This is a genomic window from Desulfoprunum benzoelyticum (genome assembly GCF_014201505.1).
Classification (GTDB): Bacteria; Desulfobacterota; Desulfobulbia; order Desulfobulbales; family Desulfocapsaceae; genus Desulfoprunum; species Desulfoprunum benzoelyticum.
Window position 1 is genome coordinate 1 of the sequence record NZ_JACHEO010000033.1, and the last position, 18,212, is coordinate 18,212.

12 protein-coding genes are annotated in these 18,212 nt (G+C 60.8%); 6 read left to right on the forward strand and 6 right to left on the reverse strand.

All coding sequences use genetic code 11. The annotated features are described in order from the left end of the window. Positions 1-526: 526 nt before the first annotated feature. The 3 genes from HNQ81_RS16610 to HNQ81_RS16620 all read left to right on the forward strand — a co-directional run bounded on the left by HNQ81_RS16610 (position 527) and on the right by HNQ81_RS16620 (position 5,297). Positions 527-2,173: a putative ABC transporter permease subunit gene (locus HNQ81_RS16610; RefSeq protein ID WP_183352463.1), complete on the forward strand. Its 1,647-nt coding sequence runs from the start codon at positions 527-529 to the stop codon at positions 2,171-2,173. A 155-nt stretch (positions 2,174-2,328) separates the two neighbouring features. Next, entirely contained in the window at positions 2,329-3,984 is a 1,656-nt protein-coding gene (locus tag HNQ81_RS16615) for a hydantoinase/oxoprolinase family protein (protein WP_183352465.1), read from the forward strand. Then, positions 3,981-5,297, forward strand: a complete 1,317-nt coding sequence (locus HNQ81_RS16620) for a histone deacetylase family protein (RefSeq protein WP_240191834.1) — start codon at positions 3,981-3,983, stop codon at positions 5,295-5,297. The genes HNQ81_RS16615 and HNQ81_RS16620 overlap by 4 nt, the downstream gene beginning before the upstream one ends. Positions 5,298-5,375: 78 nt before the next feature. On the opposite strand, the gene HNQ81_RS16625 is transcribed toward HNQ81_RS16620, so the two are convergent. From HNQ81_RS16625 to HNQ81_RS16635, 3 genes are read right to left on the reverse strand one after another with little or no spacing between them, the layout of a single operon-like run. After that, a complete protein-coding gene (locus tag HNQ81_RS16625; protein WP_183352467.1) occupies positions 5,376-6,653 on the reverse strand; it encodes a TRAP transporter large permease in 1,278 nt (425 codons plus the stop codon). After that, positions 6,643-7,128: a TRAP transporter small permease gene (locus HNQ81_RS16630; protein ID WP_337833469.1), complete on the reverse strand. Its 486-nt coding sequence runs from the start codon at positions 7,126-7,128 to the stop codon at positions 6,643-6,645. Before HNQ81_RS16630 ends, HNQ81_RS16625 begins: the two co-directional genes overlap by 11 nt. A 3-nt stretch (positions 7,129-7,131) precedes the next feature. Beyond that, complete coding sequence (locus HNQ81_RS16635) at positions 7,132-8,115, reverse strand: TRAP transporter substrate-binding protein (protein ID WP_183352469.1); 984 nt, start codon at positions 8,113-8,115, stop codon at positions 7,132-7,134. A gap of 278 nt (positions 8,116-8,393) precedes the next feature. Here HNQ81_RS16635 and HNQ81_RS16640 point away from each other — a divergent pair, with 278 nt between their 5' ends. From HNQ81_RS16640 to pap, 3 genes are all read left to right on the forward strand, one after another. Beyond that, positions 8,394-9,908 carry a fumarate hydratase gene (locus HNQ81_RS16640; protein ID WP_183352471.1) on the forward strand — a complete coding sequence of 505 codons (1,515 nt, stop codon included), beginning with the start codon at positions 8,394-8,396 and terminating at the stop codon, positions 9,906-9,908. 84 nt (positions 9,909-9,992) lie between these two features. Beyond that, positions 9,993-11,096 (forward strand): Sfum_1244 family protein, encoded by a 1,104-nt coding sequence (locus HNQ81_RS16645; RefSeq protein ID WP_183352473.1) that lies wholly within the window; start codon positions 9,993-9,995, stop codon positions 11,094-11,096. Between the two features lie 29 nt (positions 11,097-11,125). Next, entirely contained in the window at positions 11,126-12,658 is a 1,533-nt protein-coding gene (gene pap / locus HNQ81_RS16650) for a polyphosphate:AMP phosphotransferase (RefSeq protein WP_183352475.1), read from the forward strand. 161 nt (positions 12,659-12,819) lie between these two features. Here the strand turns inward: pap and HNQ81_RS16655 are convergent, their stop codons facing one another. The 3 genes from HNQ81_RS16655 to HNQ81_RS16665 all read right to left on the reverse strand — a co-directional run. Beyond that, positions 12,820-15,534: a DEAD/DEAH box helicase gene (locus tag HNQ81_RS16655; RefSeq protein ID WP_183352477.1), complete on the reverse strand. Its 2,715-nt coding sequence runs from the start codon at positions 15,532-15,534 to the stop codon at positions 12,820-12,822. Next, the gene (locus tag HNQ81_RS16660) at positions 15,531-16,601 is read right to left on the reverse strand and encodes a PDDEXK nuclease domain-containing protein (protein ID WP_183352479.1); all 1,071 of its coding nucleotides are present in this window, start codon (positions 16,599-16,601) and stop codon (positions 15,531-15,533) included. The genes HNQ81_RS16655 and HNQ81_RS16660 overlap by 4 nt, the downstream gene beginning before the upstream one ends. Continuing rightward, the coding region (locus HNQ81_RS16665) for a site-specific DNA-methyltransferase (RefSeq protein ID WP_183352481.1) at positions 16,598-18,212 on the reverse strand (1,615 nt) is incomplete at its 5' end. The genes HNQ81_RS16665 and HNQ81_RS16660, both read right to left, overlap by 4 nt.

The window sequence follows — 18,212 nt, forward strand, 5'->3', positions numbered from 1 at the left end:
ACGCCAAACACACGAGAGAGGAGCCCAGTGCGTTAGGAGCGCACGCTGGGATCTGCGCGGGGGGTGCAGGGTGACCTGCATTCCTACCGCGACCCCTTTTCCTGCATTTACACCATCTGAGCAAGAGGCGGATAACAGGGAGAACATTGATCTTCAACCTCAACCCCACCGCCATCTTATCAGATTATATTTTTCGGTATCTGTGATATCGTAACCATCATGAAAACAGATTCCTCCATCGTCGACATTTTTTCAGTCGATCAGAAAACCCATGTTGCCCGCCCACTGTTTACATGCGGTGTTTCAGCAGGGTTCCCATCACCTGCTGAAGATCACATAGTGTATCTGCTCCGTTTGGTATTTTGTTTCCTGCCTTCAGTTATAGTCGCCAGAAATGCTATTATTTCCTCTGTCGTTATGGCCTCGATGTTCCTGTTCCGATAACAATGTCCGAATTTTTCTAGAAGATACTCGTAATTGGCTTGAGTATTTGGTCGGGAATGGATTCATTTTTTCTACTATATCAATGACATTTCGTCTCTTCCAGCCCTGGCTGCGCGGCGGCCGTCACCGCTTCTTTCCCGGAGGCCGGATCGGCCTGCGGGCCGTGTCGATCCTCGGCCTCGGCTTCGTCGTCGCTGTCATCCTCCATCTGGTGACGATGCGGGTTTTGACCTATTTCCACGGTCAGAACGAGCTGGGGGTTATCCTCAGCCTGAAGATCTTCGAGATGGTGTGGATCACGATCTTCGCCATGCTGATCTTTTCGGCGATGGTGACTTCGGTCTCCACCCTGTACCTGTCGAGCGATAACGAGATCATCCTCGCCGCCCCGATAGGGGTAGAGGAAGTCTACCTGATGCGGTATCTGACGACCACCGTCGATACCTCGTGGATGGTGCTGCTCTTCTCGGTGCCGGTCTTCGGCGCCTTTGCCCGAGTCTTCGACGCCGGCTGGCTGTTCTGGCCCCTGCTGCTGGCCGCCGTGCCGGCCACCGCCTGCATCGCCACGGCCACGGCGATGCTCGCGACGGTCTGCCTCGTCTATTTTTTCCCGGCCCGGCGCACGAAGGACATCGTCCTCTACCTGTCGCTGCTGTTCGGCATCCTGCTCTACCTGATCTTTCGCCTGATGCGGCCCGAGGAACTGGTCGACCCCGAGCGCTACGGCGAATTCATCGAGTATTTCTCCGCCATCTCCACCCCGGCCGGGCCATGGCTGCCGGCCGGCTGGTCATCTTCCCTGCTCGGCACCTACCTGCTCGACGGCCGGGTCGACTGGCTGCTGGCCGGTCTGCTGCTGACCACCCCCGTGGTGCTGTTCTTTGCCGGCGAACTGGCAATGCGCCGCTGGTTTTTCGCCGGTTTCACCCGGTCACAGGAATCGTTCGGCGGCCATGTGCGATTCCGGGCCACCACCCGCCTGCACTCGGCCTGGGCCTGGATCTGGCGCAAGGAACTGAAGTATTTTCTCCGCGACACCAGCGAGTGGTCGCAGCTGTTCATGGTCGGGGCGCTGATCGTGGTCTATCTTTACAATTTCAAGGTGCTGCCGCTCGATCGATCACCGATTCCGACCGAATACCTGGCACGGATGATCGCCTTCGCCAATATCGCTCTGGTCGGTTTCATCGCCGCCTCGCTGGCGGCCCGCTTCGTCTACCCGTCGCTCAGCGCCGAGCGCGGCGCCTTCTATCTGATCGGCAGCGCCCCCCTGTCGCTCGGCCGCTACCTGCTGTACAAGTATCTCTTCTACCTGCTGCCCTTCACCTGTCTGACCCTGCTGCTGGTGACCGTCTCGAACCATCTGCTGAACATCACCGGGCCGATGTGGCTGGTGTCCCTCTTTCTCTCCCTTCTGCTCACCTGGACCACGGTCGCCATGGCGCTCGGCTTCGGGGTCTGGTTCGTCGACTTCAGATCGGAGAACCGGGTATCGGCGATGGGACCGGGGGCCATGCTCTACCTGCTGTGCGCCATTCTCTACCAGCTGGCGCTGCTCGGCCCCATGGCCTATCCGGTCTACCGCCTGGCCAGAAGGTGGATGCGGTCCGCCATTCTGCCTCCGGCCGACGCCCTGATCCTGGCGGCCTGGGCCGCCGGTGCGGTTGCAGTTTCCTTCCTGATCGCCTTCACCTTATGCCGGCACAGCATGCACACTTTGCAAAAATAACTTTGACCCGATATGACCGGAATCATTTTCAAATCGCTCAGCTTTTTCATAGTCAGGGCGATATTTTGGTGACAAATCAGGACCGGGGGCTAAGATAACAGAACGACACAGCGGCCAGCTACACTCCTCTTTTCCTTTGACAGACAGGTGCGGCGATGATTATCGGCATAGATGTCGGTGGAACCCATGCCGACGGCGTACTTCTTGAAGGCGCCAGACTGGTGGCCAAACACAAGGTCGCCGTCGACCAGGAACATCTGAGCGAGTCGATCATCTCTCTGCTCGGGGCCCTGGTCCCGAATGATCGCCGGCAGTTGGAACGGGTTCACCTCAGCAGCACCCTCGCCACCAACGCCATCGTCACCGGCAATCTTGACCCGATCGGGATGCTGATCCAGGCCGGCCCCGGCATCAACCCGGACTTTCTCGCCAACAACGGTCCCACCTGGTTCCTCGACGGCGCCATCGATCACCGTGGCCATATCATCCGCGACCCCGACCTCAGGCTGATCGACGAGGCGGTGGCGGCAATGCTGGAGGCCGGGATCAAATCGGTCGGCATCGTCACCAAATTTTCCCACCGCAACAGCCTCCATGAACGATTCATCGCCGACCGCCTCGGCGCCCGTTTTCCCCATATCTGCATGGGGCACCAGATCTCCGGCCTGCCCAACTTTCCCCGGCGGGTTTACACGACCTGGCTCAACGCCTCGTTGACCGCCCGCTTTGCCCAATTTGAGAAGGCGATCGAGCAGGGTCTGACCCAACTCGGAGTCGACTGCCCCTGTCATATCCTCAAGGCCGACGGCGGCACCATTCCCTTTGCCAGGGCCATCGAATTTCCCTGCGAGAGCGTGCACTCCGGCCCGTCGGCCTCGGTCATGGGCTGCCTCGCCCTGGCCGACCAGTCAGAAGATGCCATCCTCCTCGATATCGGCGGAACCACGACCGACATCTCGCTGCTGGTCGACGGCACGCCGCTGCTGGAACCTTACGGCATCAACATTGCCGGTCGACCGACCCTGATCCGGGCCCTCAACACGGTCAGCATCGGACTCGGCGGCGACAGCACCGTCGCCTTCGCCGACGATGCCTTCCGCATCGGCCCCAGGCGCAGCGGGCCGCCGATGGCCCAGGGCGGGACGACGCCGACGCCGACGGACGCCCTGGTCGTTCTCGGCCTGCTGGCGGTCGGTTCGGCGGAGAAGGCCGCCGCCGCGATGCAGTGCCTCTGTCCCGGGGAACCGCCGGCAGACACCGCCAGTCGCCTGCTGACGGCCTTCGCCGAGCGCATCAGTCAGGAAGTGGCGGCAATGATCGATTCGGTCTTCAGCCGGCCGGTCTACACCGTCTCCGCCCTGCTGCAGCGCCGCCGCATCACCCCGGAGAAGCTGATCGTCATCGGCGGCCCGGCGGCCGCCCTGAAGCAGAGTCTGGAAAACTGCTTCAACCTGCCCTGTCTTGTGCCAACCGATTATGAGGTCGCCAATGCCATCGGCGCGGCCCGGACACAATTGACCGTCCAGGCGACGCTGTACGCCGATACCGCCGACGGCCGGGTCAGCATCCCCGAGATCTCCTGCCTCGAGGACATTTCCAATCGTTTCGGCATGGCCGAGGCGGAATCGAAGCTGGAGCAGGTCATCTGCGGCATCGCCTCGGACATGGGGATGACCGGCAGGCCGACCATCGACTTTCTCGAACGCCTCGAGATGAACGTCATCCGCGGTTTTGAGACCTCAGGGAAAATATTGAACCTCAAGGCCCAGATCAGGCCCGGTTTGGCCGACATCCAGGGAGAACAGCCATGACCTCCTTCATGCCCCGGGCGCTGAACCGCACCGCCCTGATCCTCTTTCCAGCCTTCGACTGGTGTATCAGCCCGACCCATCCCGAGCGGGAGGAACGCCTTCTCTACACCCGGGACCAGCTGATCGAGGAGGGTCTCGAGGATGTCGACAACATCGTTTTCCTCAATCCCGAACTGGCCAGCCATGCCGATATCGACCGGGTCCATCTCTGTGCCCCGTCTTCGCACAAGCTGCTGACCGAATCGCACCTGATCTCCGCCGGCGCCACCCTGCGCGTCGCCCGGGCGGTGATGGACAAAGAGGCCGACAACGCCTTCGCCATCGTCCGCCCGCCCGGCCACCACGCGATGCAGACGGTCTTCGGCGACCGCGGCTTCTGCATCGTCAACATCGAGGCGATCATGATCGAGTATATCCGCCGCCACTACGGGGTGAAGAAGATCGCGATCGTCGACACCGACTGCCACCACGGCGACGGCACCCAGGATATCTACTATAACGATCCCGACACCCTGTTCATCTCGCTGCACCAGGACGGCCGAACCCTCTTCCCCGGCACCGGATTCATTCGCGAGTCGGGCGGGCCCGCCGCCAACGGCTACACCATCAACCTGCCGCTGCCGCCGAACACCGGCGAGGACGGGTTCGACATGGTCATGGAGCGGGTCGTCATGCCGATCCTCGACGAATTCAAACCGGAACTGATCATCAACTCGGCCGGTCAGGACAACCACTACACCGATCCGATCACCAACATGAACTTCACCGCCCAGGGTTACGCCCGCCTCAACCAGCGGCTCAATCCCGACATCTGCGTTCTCGAGGGCGGGTACTCGATCGAGGGGGCCCTGCCCTACACCAACCTCGGCATCATCCTGGCGATGGCCGGCATGGATTACTCCCATGTCAAGGAGCCCGATTACGATCAGGCCCGTTTCCGCCAGCCGGAGGAAATGACCAAATATATTGCCGGCGTCTGCGACAAGGCCCTCGAGGTCTTCGAGAACCGGGGCAAGAGCAAGGAGGAGGCACTGAAGAAGAAAGTCGTCAGTGAACGCAAGAACATCTTCTACGACACCACCGGCTTCAATGTCGACGAGGTCCGCCAGTACCACCTCTGTCCGGACTGCCCCGGCTTTACCGAGGTCACCGCCACCAGTCCCAGGGCCCGGATCCACGCCTATACCGTCCCCTTCAACGCCTGCCCGACCTGTCAGCGAACGGCGCGGGATCTCTTCGGCGCGACCCAACCAATTCCCCAGACCATCACCGCCCTGCAGGACCGGGTCGCCGATATCTACGAGACGAAATAGCACCGGTTTTCCAGCCGGCACATCCCGGACCTTCCAGCCATTCCTGTTCCCCGCTCCGGGGAACAGGCTTCCCCCGATCTACCTGAGAACGCCGACCAGCAGCATGGTCAACGGCGGCCAGTAGGTGATGATCGCCAGATCGACCAGCAGCACGAGAAGAAAGGGCACGATCCGGCGGCAGATCGCCGCCAGGCGGTCGCCGGAGATCGACGAGGAGACGACCAGGCAGATCCCCATCGGCGGGGTCAGCATCCCGATCGCCAGGTTGGTGACGACGATCACCCCGAGGTGGATCAGATCGATCCCCAGCTCCGGCAGCAGGGCCACGATCATCGGCACCAGCAGGATCAGGGCGGCGGTGGTCTCGACGAAGGTGCCGGCGATCAGCAGGACCAGGTTGACCGACAGCAGCAGCAGGAGCCGGTTGTCGGTGAGCGCCAGCAGGCCGGCGGCCATCCGGGAAGGGATCTCCTCGATGGCGGCGATCCAGCTGAACACCGAGGCGCAGGCGATGATGAACATGACGATCGCGGCGGTGATCGAGCCGGCGATGAACAACCCCGGCAGGTCACGCAGGGCGATCCGCCGATAGACGCCCACGCCGACGACGAGGCCGTAGACCACCGCCACCGCCGCCGATTCGGTGGCGGTAAAGATCCCGGAGAGGATGCCGCCGAGGATGATCACCGGGGCGCCGAGAGCCAGCAGGGCCCGGCGGCCGGTACGCAGGACTTCGGCCGCCGAAAAGGGGGCCTGGGCCCCATACCCCTGCCGCCTGGAAATCAGGCTGGATACGGCGATCAGAGACAGACCGATCAGCAGCCCAGGAAGGATGCCGGCGGTGAACAACCGGCCGACCGAGGCCCCGGTCAGGAAGCCGAAGACGATCATCGGGATCGACGGCGGGATGACGATCCCGATCGACCCGCCCGAGGCCTGCACCGCGGCGGCGAAGTCGGAGCGATAGCCGGATTTCTTCATCGCCGGGATCAGGATCGAGCCGACCGCCGCGGTATCGGCCGCCGCCGAGCCGGAGATGCCGGCGAAGAACATCGCCGAGACGACCGCCACCGCCGCCATGCCGCCGGGCAGCCAGCCGACCAGGGCGGTGGCGAAATCGATCAGCCGCCGGCTGATGCCCCCCGCCTCCATGATGGTCCCGGCGAACATGAACAGCGGCACCGCCAGCAGGTGGAAGGAATCGGTCCCGGAAAACAGCCGCTGGATGACCATCTGCAGCGGGAAGTCCCCCGGCAGGGCGATGGCGGCGACCGAGGCGGCGCCGATGGCGACGGCGATCGGGGTGTCGATCAGAAACAGGACCAGCAGGGTCGCCAGCAGGATCTCAGCGGTCATCGCCCATCCCCCGCAGATCCCGGCACAGGAAGAGGAGGCAGTGGCAGGCGAGGATGACCCCGGCCACCGGGATGACCATCACCACCATCCACATCGGCAGGGACAGGGCGGGACTGATCTGCAGGCGGACAAAGTGGCTGAAGATCGCGCCCTGCCAGATCATCACCGCAAACAGGGCCAGGCAGACGAGATGGACGGCGATGGCCTTGGCCCGGCGCGCCCGCGGCCCCAGCCACGCCGACAGGACATCGATGCCGGGGTGGGCGCGGCGGTAATAGGCGGCGGCGGCGCCGAGAAAGGTCAGCCACACCAGGAGGTAGCGGGCCACCTCCTCCGACCAGAACGGGGAATGGTTGAACAGGTAGCGGCCGGCCACCTGGACGGCGACGACGACCGCCATCGCGATACCGATGATCGCCAGCAGGGCCTCCGTCCCCCGGTTGATCCAGGCGTTGACCCTGGCAAACAGCTCCACCGGCTACCGGCCCTGCACCGCTTCCAGCAACCGGGTCAGCATCGCCTTGACCCGCGGCTCCCGATAGATGTCCATATCCTTGAGACCCGCGACCTTGCGACGCATCCCGTCGAGGTCGGGGTTCTCCTCGACGATGAAGCCATTCTCCTTTAGGAGCCGCAGCCGCTCGGCGTCGCCGTCGCGGTTGTGCTGCCGCTGGTAGAGGGCGGCGTCGCGCATCGCCGTGGCCAGTAGCTCCTGAGTGGCGGCGTCGAGGGTCCGCCACCAGGCCAGCGAGGCGACGTCGATATGCGGCGAGTACACATGGCGGCTCAGGGTCAGGTATTTCTGGACCTCCCACAGTTTGTACTCGACCATCAGCCACAACGGATTCTCCTGACCGTCGATCACCCGCTGCTCCAGTTCGGTGTACACCGGCCACGGCATCGGCGTCGGGTTGGCGCCGAGGGTCTGCCAGATCGTTTTGTGCATCGCCGACGCCATCACCCGGATCTTCAGGCCCTTGACGTCCTCCGGTCCCTTGACCGGGCGGCGGCTGTTGGTGAGGTGGCGGAAACCGTTCTCGGAGTAGCACAGCCCCTTGAAGCCGGAGGCCTCGAGGGCGGTCAGGATCTCCCGGCCGATCGGGCCGTCGAGGATCGCGTCGGCCTGGTCGTTGTCCTTGAACAGGAAGGGGTAGTCGATGACGCGGACGATGGGGTCGAAGGTGTCGAAGGGGCCGCTGGTGATGATCCCCATCTGCACCGTATTCATCTGGATCTGTTGCAGGATCTCGGTCTCGTTGCCGATCGAGGCGGAATCGTAGATCTTGACGGTGATCGCCCCCTGCGACCGCTGCTCCACAAGTTCCTTGAACTTGGCGGCGGCGATATTCTGCGCCGAACCCGGCTTGGTGACCACCCCGAGCTTGATCGTCATCGCCGCCCGCCCCGGAACGCCCGTCAGGCAGACCAGCAGCAGCACCGCCAGTATCATGAGTCTTTTCATAGCATCTCCCGTTGTGGTTGTCGGAGCATACGCCGGCGCCGGCGGCGAACCGCTTCCTTTCCTTCTATGTACGCTATTCCCCGGCCCGGTTCAACGTCCTGATCCGTCTTTTTCCCGGCAGCGCCTTTTTTGTCATGTTTTCAAGCGCTGGCACACCCAGGCAGCACCAGCCGGGACTTGACCGGGAACCGGATTTCGCAGTAGTATGGGGCGCTGATGCACCCTGTCTCCCACCCAGCATACCGCTCCGCCAACCCCAGCACGAGGAAGGAAACGCCATGACCATCATCAAAAAGGCCGATTTCATCGACTCCATCGCCGACAGCCTGCAGTACATCTCCTGCTATCATCCCCTCGATTTCGTCGACGCCGTGTACGCCGCCTACCAGCGCGAAAAGAACCCGGCAGCGAAAGACGCGATCGGCCAGATCCTCATCAATTCCCGGATGTGCGCCATCGGCCGGCGGCCGGTCTGCCAGGACACCGGGATCGTCACCGCCTTTGTCAAGATCGGGATGAACTGCCGCTTCGATACCGACATGACGATCCAGGAGATGGTCGACGAGGGGGTGCGGCGGGCCTACTGCGATCCCCACAACCCGCTGCGCAAGTCGGTCGTCGTCGGCCCGGCCACCGAGCGCCGCAACAGCCGCGACAACACCCCGGCGATCGTCTACACCGAGCTGGTGGAAGGCAACGGCTGCGAGGTGCTGATCGCCGCCAAGGGCGGTGGTTCCGAGAACAAGAGCAAATCGGTGATGCTCAACCCCAGCGATTCGATCGTCGAGTGGGCCAGGAAGACGGTGCCGATCATGGGCGCCGGCTGGTGCCCGCCCGGCATCCTCGGAATCGGCATCGGCGGCACGATCGACAAGGCGATGGTCCTGGCCAAGGAATCGCTGATGGAACCGGTGAACATCCACGAGCTGATCGCCCGCGGCCCGGCCGACAAACTCGAGGAACTGCGTCTGGAGATCTTCCAGGCGGTCAACGACCTCGGCATCGGCGCCCAGGGCCTGGGCGGACTGACGACGGTCGTCGACGTCAAGATCCGCGACTACCCGACCCACGCCGCCTCGCTGCCGGTGGCGATGATCCCCAACTGCGCCGCCGCCCGCCACACCCACTTCCGACTCGACGGCCAGGGGCCTGCAGTCTTCACCCCGCCGCCGATCAGCGCCTGGCCGGAGATTGCCCTCGAGGGTGGCGGCGACGTCCGTCGGGTACGGCTCGACGGGCTGACGAAGGCCGACATCGCGAGTTGGAAGGCCGGCGAGACCCTGCTGGTCAGCGGCAAGATCCTGACCGGCCGCGACGCCGCCCACCGCCGCATTCAGCAGCTGGCCGCCGAAGGCAAGCCGCTGCCGGAGGGAGTCGACTTCAACGGCCGCTTCATCTACTACGTCGGCCCGGTCGACCCGGTCGGCGACGAGGTCGTCGGACCGGCCGGCCCCACGACCTCGACCCGGATGGACAAATACACACCGATGATGCTCGAGCAGTTCGGCCTGCTGGGGATGATCGGCAAGGCCGAGCGCGGCGACGCCGCCATCGCCTCGATCAAACAGCACGGCGCGGTCTACCTGATGGCGGTCGGCGGGGCGGCCTACCTGGTGTCGAAGGCGATCAAGAAATCGCGGACCGTGGCCTTCGCCGACCTCGGCATGGAGGCGATCTACGAGTTCGAAGTCGAGGACATGCCGGTGACGGTGGCGGTCGACAGCAGCGGCGAAGCGGTGCACAAGACCGGCCCGGCCTTCTGGTGCCAGGAAATCCAGAAGATGAAGGCATGATCCGGGCGTTATTCCCGGAAAGCCACCGATCACCCCCATCGCTTCAGCGCCGAGGTCGCGAACAGCCGCATGACAGAGAGTGATATGACATCAGCAGTTCCAGATAGCGATTTGATCAATGATGTCCAGTACAACTGCGATATCTCCGACGCCCGGGATCATGGGATCTACTCGCTGTGTACCATGGTCCTCAAGCTCCGCAACCTCTACAAGTGGGAAACAGGGCTGCAGCCGTGGGAGGAGCCGGAGTCGGCCGACCTGCTGAACTGGATCGAGGCCAAGGAAAACTACTGGGAGACCATTGCCGACGAGTCGTTCCGGCCGCTGTCGATCGCGGGGAGGCAGTTCGCCCCGCTCGACCTGGAGGACGTCAACGCCACCCTCAACGGGACCCTGCTCTACGGCGCCGGCTTCGGCCGGTCGATGAAGACGGTCTTTTTTCTGGCGGAGGTACTGCAGCAACGCACCATCGAGGGCTGTCCGGTGGTGATCCTCGGCGCCGAACAGGCCCGGGAGATGGCCAGTCCCTTCGCCATGGTCCAGGACGGCCTGATCATCCTCCGCAAGCAGCCGCTCCGGACCTTCCTCTGGGACCAGATCCAGGAGGCCCGCTCCTCCTGCAAGGTCTCGCTGCGCCTGGCGCTCAAACCCTATGGCCTGCTGCAGAACGGCGGGCTTGACCAGGAGCTGTTCAAAGGCTCCCTCGACGCCATCGTCGACCAGGAGATGGACCTGTTCCTGTATCATGAGGTCGGGGAAATGCTGCAGGGGGAGCGGATCTCGGAAGCGCTGCGCCTGATCGTCGCCCGTTTCCCCGGCTCGGTCCTCGAATTTGTCGGCCGGGCGGTCAAAGACATCCTCGCCGATACCCACCCGGCCGGCCCTCTCGCCTATATCGTCAGGGAGCAGCGGCCGACCTCCCTCGGCCTCTACCTGACCTTTTTCGACAGCCTGCGGGAAAAGCTCTTTCCGGAGATCCGTCCCGCCGGCCTCCGCTTTGCCGCCGACGGCGACTGGCGCCATATCGAGCAGGCCCGCCGCGCCGCCTGGCTGAGAAACAACGAACTGGCACAGGAGATCGAGCACTGTGCCGCCATGATCGACCGGGAGCCCGACAACGCCGTCGTCGACCATTTCAACACCCGGATCCTGGCCCCGCTGGGGCTGGACCCGGCCAAGACCGCCTGACTGCCGCCACCCTGAAGAGGAGGAAACCGATGTTCGAATCCGCGGAACTGGGACACAGAATCAAGAAATCCGAATATGACAGAGAAGTCCCACCGCTGCGCGAGGCCCTGCTCGAGGCGCAGCTGGACCTGGCGGAAGCGGCCGCCTTCCCGGTAATTATCCTGATCGGCGGCCTCGACGGCGCCGGCCGCGGGGCCACCGTCAACCTGCTCAACGAGTGGATGGACCCGCGCCATATCCAGAGCCACGGCATGGGTGAACCGTCCGACGAGGAACTCGACCGGCCGATGATGTGGCGCTTCTGGCGGGCCCTGCCGCCGAAGGGCAAAATCGGGGTGTTCCTCGGCTCGTGGTACACCTGGCCGATCCTCAACCGGGTGCGCGGCGTCACCAAGGAGGCCGATCTCGAGCAGAGCCTGGAGCGGGCCAAACGGTTGGAAAAGATGCTGGTCGACGAAGGCGCCCTGGTGATCAAGTTCTGGCTCCACCTCTCGAAAGAGAAGCAGGAGAAACGGCTGAAAAAGCTGGAGAAGAACCCCCTGACCCAGTGGCAGGTCACCGACCGCGACTGGAAACACTTCAAGGCCTACGACAAGTTCCACGAGGTCCACGAAAACGTCATCCGCCACACCAGCACCGCCGAGGCCCCGTGGCTGATCGTCGAAGGCGAGGACGCCAACTACCGCAATCTCACCGTGGGCCGGGTTCTCCTCAAGGCCATCCGCGACAGGCTGGAACTGGCGAAAACGCCGCCGCCCAAGATCCTGGCGCCGCCCCTGCTCCCCGCCATCGACAACCTCCATCTGCTGAAGACCCTGGACATGGCCCAGGCGCTGGACAAGGACCGGTTCAAGGTCAAACTGAAGAAATATCAGGGCCGGCTCAACACCCTGACCCGTGATCCCAAGTTCAAATACATGTCGGTGATCGTGGTGTTCGAGGGCAACGACGCCGCCGGCAAGGGCGGCAATATCCGCCGCATCACCGGCGCCCTCGATGCCCGCAGCTACCAGGTCATCCCCATCGCCGCCCCGACCGAGGAGGAACGGGCCCAGCCCTACCTGTGGCGGTTCTGGCGGCAGCTGCCGCGCAAGGGACGGGTGACGGTCTTCGATCGCTCCTGGTACGGCCGGGTGCTGGTGGAACGGGTCGAGGGCTTCTGCGCCGAGGCCGACTGGATGCGGGCCTACGGCGAGATCAACGAGTTCGAGGCGCAGATGGTCCGCCATCGCCTGCTGGTCGTCAAGTTCTGGCTGGCGATCACCAAGGACGAGCAGTTGCGCCGCTTCGAGGAACGGCAGGCGACCGGCTTCAAGCGGTTCAAGATCACCGACGAGGACTGGCGCAACCGCGACAAGTGGGAACTCTACGAACAGGCGGTGTGCGACATGATCGACCGCACCAGCACCCATCTCGCCCCGTGGACGCTGGTGGAGGCCAACAACAAGAATTTTGCCCGCATCAAGGTGCTGAAGACCCTGGGCGATCGGATCGAGGCCAAGCTGGAGGAACTGCACGCATCGGGGATCGATTATCTCGACAAACCGAAGAAGGGTCGCTGAACCTGGTGGTCGACGCCGGCGCTACAGTTGATGCCCCGTCCCGCCGCACCCCTGCCGTTTTGTCGTCACCGGCCTCATCTCGTCCGCCGCAGGATACCGTTGACCTCGCCTCGGGCCAGCGGCGGGTGGGTGGTCTCTAAATAAATCGCTACCATTCTCCTTCATATTCCATACATCTGCGCCAACCCATTGAGTGTCATATTGGTGGCAATGCCATCGTGGGGAATCAGCACGTAACGCCATGGTTTTCCTCCATGGCTTTTCGCATATTCCGTGGCATTAACGCACCACTTGACGGCAACCTCCTTCTTGGCGAGCACCACAGGATCTTTCATCTGATTACTCGCCTTGGGCTCCAGCATGTAGATTGTGCTCTCGGTTTCAGCGACAAAATCGGGTTGGTATTCCAGATGATCCGCACCGTGACGATAAAAGATCTGGAACTGCCCCTTGGCGGGTTTGAACCATTTCACGGCATCCCGTTCCATAATACCGGCCAGTTTGCGTTCCGCATCCGAATCAAATTTCTGCACCGGGTACAGGCACCGCGTAAACCCGCCAAAGAGATAACGGGACATATTGCTTTTGTCCGCAGGTGAGACCTTATAATCGGCTGGCGGCCCATTGGTCTTGCAGGTGTAAGCGCTTGGTTTCAATTCGGTGAATCCTTTGCTCACCTTCACCTCATACTCTGCGACTTCCTCCCAGTAATGTTTCTGCATCTGGACATAAATGAAGCGGGCAATTTCATGCTGATGGCAACGCACTACATCAATGACCTCGTCCGGCTGTAAATAGCTTTCAAAATGACGAACTGCCTGCCCCGCCAAATCGTAAAGCAGGTCGGCGTGGTCATCGTAGGAAATATCGTTGAAATCCATCAGGCAACGGACGATGTAATTTTCCGTGCGCGGCTCTTCGCTACAGCCGCGAGCCGGAGTCACGGCCATTCCTTCTCCGGTGCGGAGATACTGTACCCATAAATCCTCGGATACCGGCGGATAATTCAGGCTGTCGAGTTCGAGGGTGAAGGGCTTGAACCCGGACTTCACCACGCCTTTGGGCACCACCAGGATACGAGGGATATCGATGGTTTGCTCGGTCACCAATTCGACTGTTTTGGCCACGACAGCCGCGATATCCGGCTTGACCGTGAAACCTTCCAGGGCCAGCTGCGCCGGTTGCTGCGCTTCCACTGCCTTGACTATAGCGGCTTGGATCTCCGGATCTTTCAGATGGTTGACCGATGGCAGCATCTGCGGCTTGTTCTCATATCCCTTGATCACTTCCCAGGCCGTTTTCGCCACCTGCTGCTCCTGCGCTCCGGTGAAGATTGGTTGCACTTCCTGTCCCGCCATGGCGGTACTTCCGGTTACCAGGGCCGGCCGCAAACCCAATTTGGTCGCCAGTTGCGATTGCGACACCACGGTGGCAGTTTTCTTCTCCAACTCAGAGCCATCAATCACCACAGCCTGTATGCGGATGACGGAATCAGGCCGATTGGCCTCATCGATGATTTCCTGAAACTTGTCATGGGCGACAATGTTGAGCCGATCCACCGGTGTCACCCCGGTGCGTTTGCCGTAGGGCAATCGCAGCCCCCGGCCAATGGATTGCTCAATGAGGATGCGGGCATTGGCGGCTCGCAGCGGCACAATGGTATAGAGGTTGGTCACATCCCAACCCTCTTTGAGCATGTTGACGTGGATGACAATCTCGGTTGGCTCCTCGGTCTGTTCCACCCGCAGCAGCCGCTCAATCATTTCTTCCTCATCCTTGCCGGTCTTGCTCGAATCCACCTGGATGACCTTGTCGGTATAGCGCCCTTCGAAAAAGGCCTCGGACTTGATCATCTGCAACAGTTGCCCGGCATGGGTGGTGTCGCGGGCGATCACCAGCAAAAAGGGTTTGACGATAGCTTGCAGGGTTTCGCGGGCATAGGTTTCCAACTCCACCTTGACGCTCTCATGGAGCCGGATACCGTCTTCCAGTTTCAGCCGCTCGATCTCCTCCACCGACATTCCGGCCGGATTGAAGTCCTTGCGGGTCACCACCGCCGGTTCCTTGACAAAGCCGTCGTTCATGGCCCGCCCCAGGGGATAATCGTAGATGACGTTCTTGAACTCCACTCCACCCTTATTGGTTTCCACAAAGGGGGTGGCGGTCAGTTCCAGACCGAGGATCGGCTTCAACTCGTTGATGGCCCGCACGCCGGCGCTGGCCCGGTAGCGGTGCGACTCGTCCATGAGCAGCACCAGGTCCGGCAGGCCCGCGAGATAATCAAAATAGCTCTCGCCGATATACTCGGAGAGCCGCTTGATGCGCGGCGATTTGCCGCCCCGCACTTCGGAGTTGATCTTGGAGATGTTGAAGATGTTGATGTGGACGCCATCCTGCCCAACTATTCCGGGAAGTCGCATCTGCCGTCGCGCCGCCTCCCGAACTCCCACCCCGCTCTCATAGGTGTCGCCGGTGATGACCGTCGGCGGGTCAGTGGCGAACTCGGCGATTCCCTTGAACACATACTTGGGGGTGTTCGGGGTGAAATCGGCGATCAGCTTGTTGTAGATGGTGAGATTCGGCGCCAGCACGAAGAAATTGCAGATCCCGTGGGCCAGATGCAGGTAGCTGACAAAGGCCCCCATCAGGCGGGTCTTGCCAACGCCGGTGGCCAGGGCAAAGCAGAGCGAGGGAAATTCCCGCTCAAAATCGGTGACCGATGGGTATTCGCTGCGGATCACCTCCAGCACGGCGGCAATGTCCGCCTCTTTGCCCGGAGGGGCAATCTCGGTGATGCGGTGCAAAATTTCCAGGGATTGCCGCTGCGGTTGCCGCAGGGACAGCCGGCCGGAGATGGCGTTGACGTGACGGTTCATGACTCCTCCCCTCCTTCTTCGAGTTGCAGACGATTTTCAAACTGCTGTCTCGATCGTTCGATGGCTGCATGGAGTTTCTGACGCAGGAGTTCTTTGGGGGGCAAGGTCGTCAGGTATTCAGCCACATGAATACCTGACCTGTCCAACTCAAGAAGCTCAATCCGCTCATCTTTTTTCCCGGCACAGAGGATGATGCCCAGTGGGCTTTCCTCCCCCTGTTTTCGTTCATAGCGATCAAGCCAGCGCAGGTAGAGTTCCATCTGTCCTTTATGCTCAGGCCTGAATTTGTCGAGCTTCAACTCGATCACCACCAGCCTTCGCAAATCCCGATGGTAGAAGAGAAGATCCAGATAAAAATCATCCTCGTCGACGATGATCCGTTTTTGCCGGGCGACAAAGGAAAAACCAGCCCCCAGCTCCATGATGAACGATTCCAGCTCACGCAGGATGGCGGCTTCGAAATCCTTTTCCTGATATGCCTCTTTCAATCCCAGAAAATCGAGAAAATAGGGATCACGGAAAACCAGATCGGGGGTCAACTGGTCGTCCTGCCGAAGCGCCTCCAACTCCAGTTCGATGAGTTTTTCCGGTTTTCGAGAAAGAGCGGTCCGCTCAAAAAACATGGAACCGATTTTCTTGCGCAGTGTCCGGACGCTCCACCGTTCCATGCGGCACATTTCGGCGTAGAAATCACGCTGGAGTTGCTCCTTGATTGGGATCAGGGCAATAAAATGGGTCCAACTCAAATGTCGTATCAGTGATACGAGAATCTGTTCGTCCGGGAACACCTCGGAGAATTGGATCATCCGGCGAAGATTCTTTTCACTGAAACTGCTGCCATATTCCACCATTAATTTTGCAGACACTGTCTGCAAAATCTCTGCTCCATAAGCAGCCCGTTCACCTTTGAGAACTTCCTCGTTGATCCGTTGGCCGATGCGCCAGTACAGCATGGTCAGAGCGGCGTTGACCGTGGTGGCCACATGGGCGCGGGTTTCTTCGATCAGGCCGCGCAGGTCGCAGAGGAGTGTTTCGTCATGGCGGATTAAAGTTTTCTTGGCGCTCATGACTTGCCCTCCATGCCAAACAAGGAAAGCTGCCCCGGCTCCGCGGGTTTCTGCGGCAGGTTTTCCACCTTGAGGCTGTAGTCGTCATGGCCCCATTCGCAGCGGCTCAGGACCTGGCGAGGAATTTTTTTGACGGTGAGATGGGCGTAATCACCCCGCCCCCGGAAGGCGGTGCAGAGCACCAGCAAGGAGCGCCCCTCGCCCACCTCGTCGGACAACTCCTGCAACTGCTCGTGGGTGAGACTGGCGGTGGTCACATAGATGAAGTCCTGCTCGGTGGAGCAGCCGTGCTGCCAGTAGACTGAATCGGACGGCGCATAGCGGAAGCCCTCCAGCTTGCACAGGGCCTCGGCCAGCATGGCGGCGTTGTAGGTTTGATTGATCACCCAGTTGCCCCAGCGGTCCGTTTCCAAAAGCGACGGCGCCAGGCGGTAGTAGCGGAAGCCACCGCCGCCTTGCCAGCCCACCGCCTTGCTGATTCCGCCCTGGTCCTCACCGTCGATGACCTTCTTCAAACGCGGGATGATGTGGGTGTGGCAGTGTTCGCCCAGTTCCACCATGATCCAGCGCCGCCCCATTTTATGGGCCACCGCGCCGGTGGTGCCGGAACCGGCGAAGGAGTCGAGGACGAGGTCGCCGGATTCAGTAGAAAGTTCTATACATAGTTTGATTAATGATTCTGGCTTCTTGCCGTTCGGAAAAGCTACGCCACCTTCGTTGTGCAAATTATTGGAAAGCAAATCATCCCAAAGGTTGGTGAGGGGCGATGCCGTACAGATTACAGAATCAATAACTTTTGTCTTGGCCTTATAAAAAACCAGCTGCTCGCCACCGAGAAAATAATAATTGTCTTTATTTTCGCGGATAGAACAAAAAACCTGAGATCGATCAACATTTGATGCTGAGAGAGCCTCTCTCGCCCCCTCATTCACATCCTTAGGTGCTACTCGCGCAGTACGGACAACACAATGCGCATTAGTTACGACAAAACCCGCGAGTTTCTCCTCCAACTTATCTGCGAACTTCCTTTTTGCTTCATCCCAGGTTTCAAGTTTGATTTCTCGCAGAAATGCTTCTCTAAGACCAATCAAACGCCATTTGGCGAAATCTTCGTTAAAATTATCGATAAATTTGGTGTAACGTGCATCGCGAGATGTAGGGACAAACACTCGATTTGGTGACCATTCTTTTTTATCCTTGGCGTAATACAGGACGTAGTTATTCGTTGTAACCAGTCCTGGATTGATGGCCTTGGGACCAGATGCAGAACTCTGCTTGAAGGTTACGATGCTAATACGATTTGATCTTCCAAAAATCTCATCGAGAAGGATGATCAAATAGCCAAGTTCATTGTCATCAATGTGAACAAACAGGGTAGCGCAGCTCGACATGAGGCGCCTAATAATCTCCAAGCGATCTCTCAAGAGCGTGAGCCAGAGTGAATGTTCTACACCGTCATCATAATGTTCAAAGGCTTGTTGAGTGTTAAAAGGGGGATCAATGTAAACGCATTTAACGGTCGCGGTAGGAATGCAGGTCACCCTGCACCCCCCGCGCAGATCCCAGCGTGCGCTCCTAACGCACTGGGCTCCTCTCTCGTGTGTTTGGCGT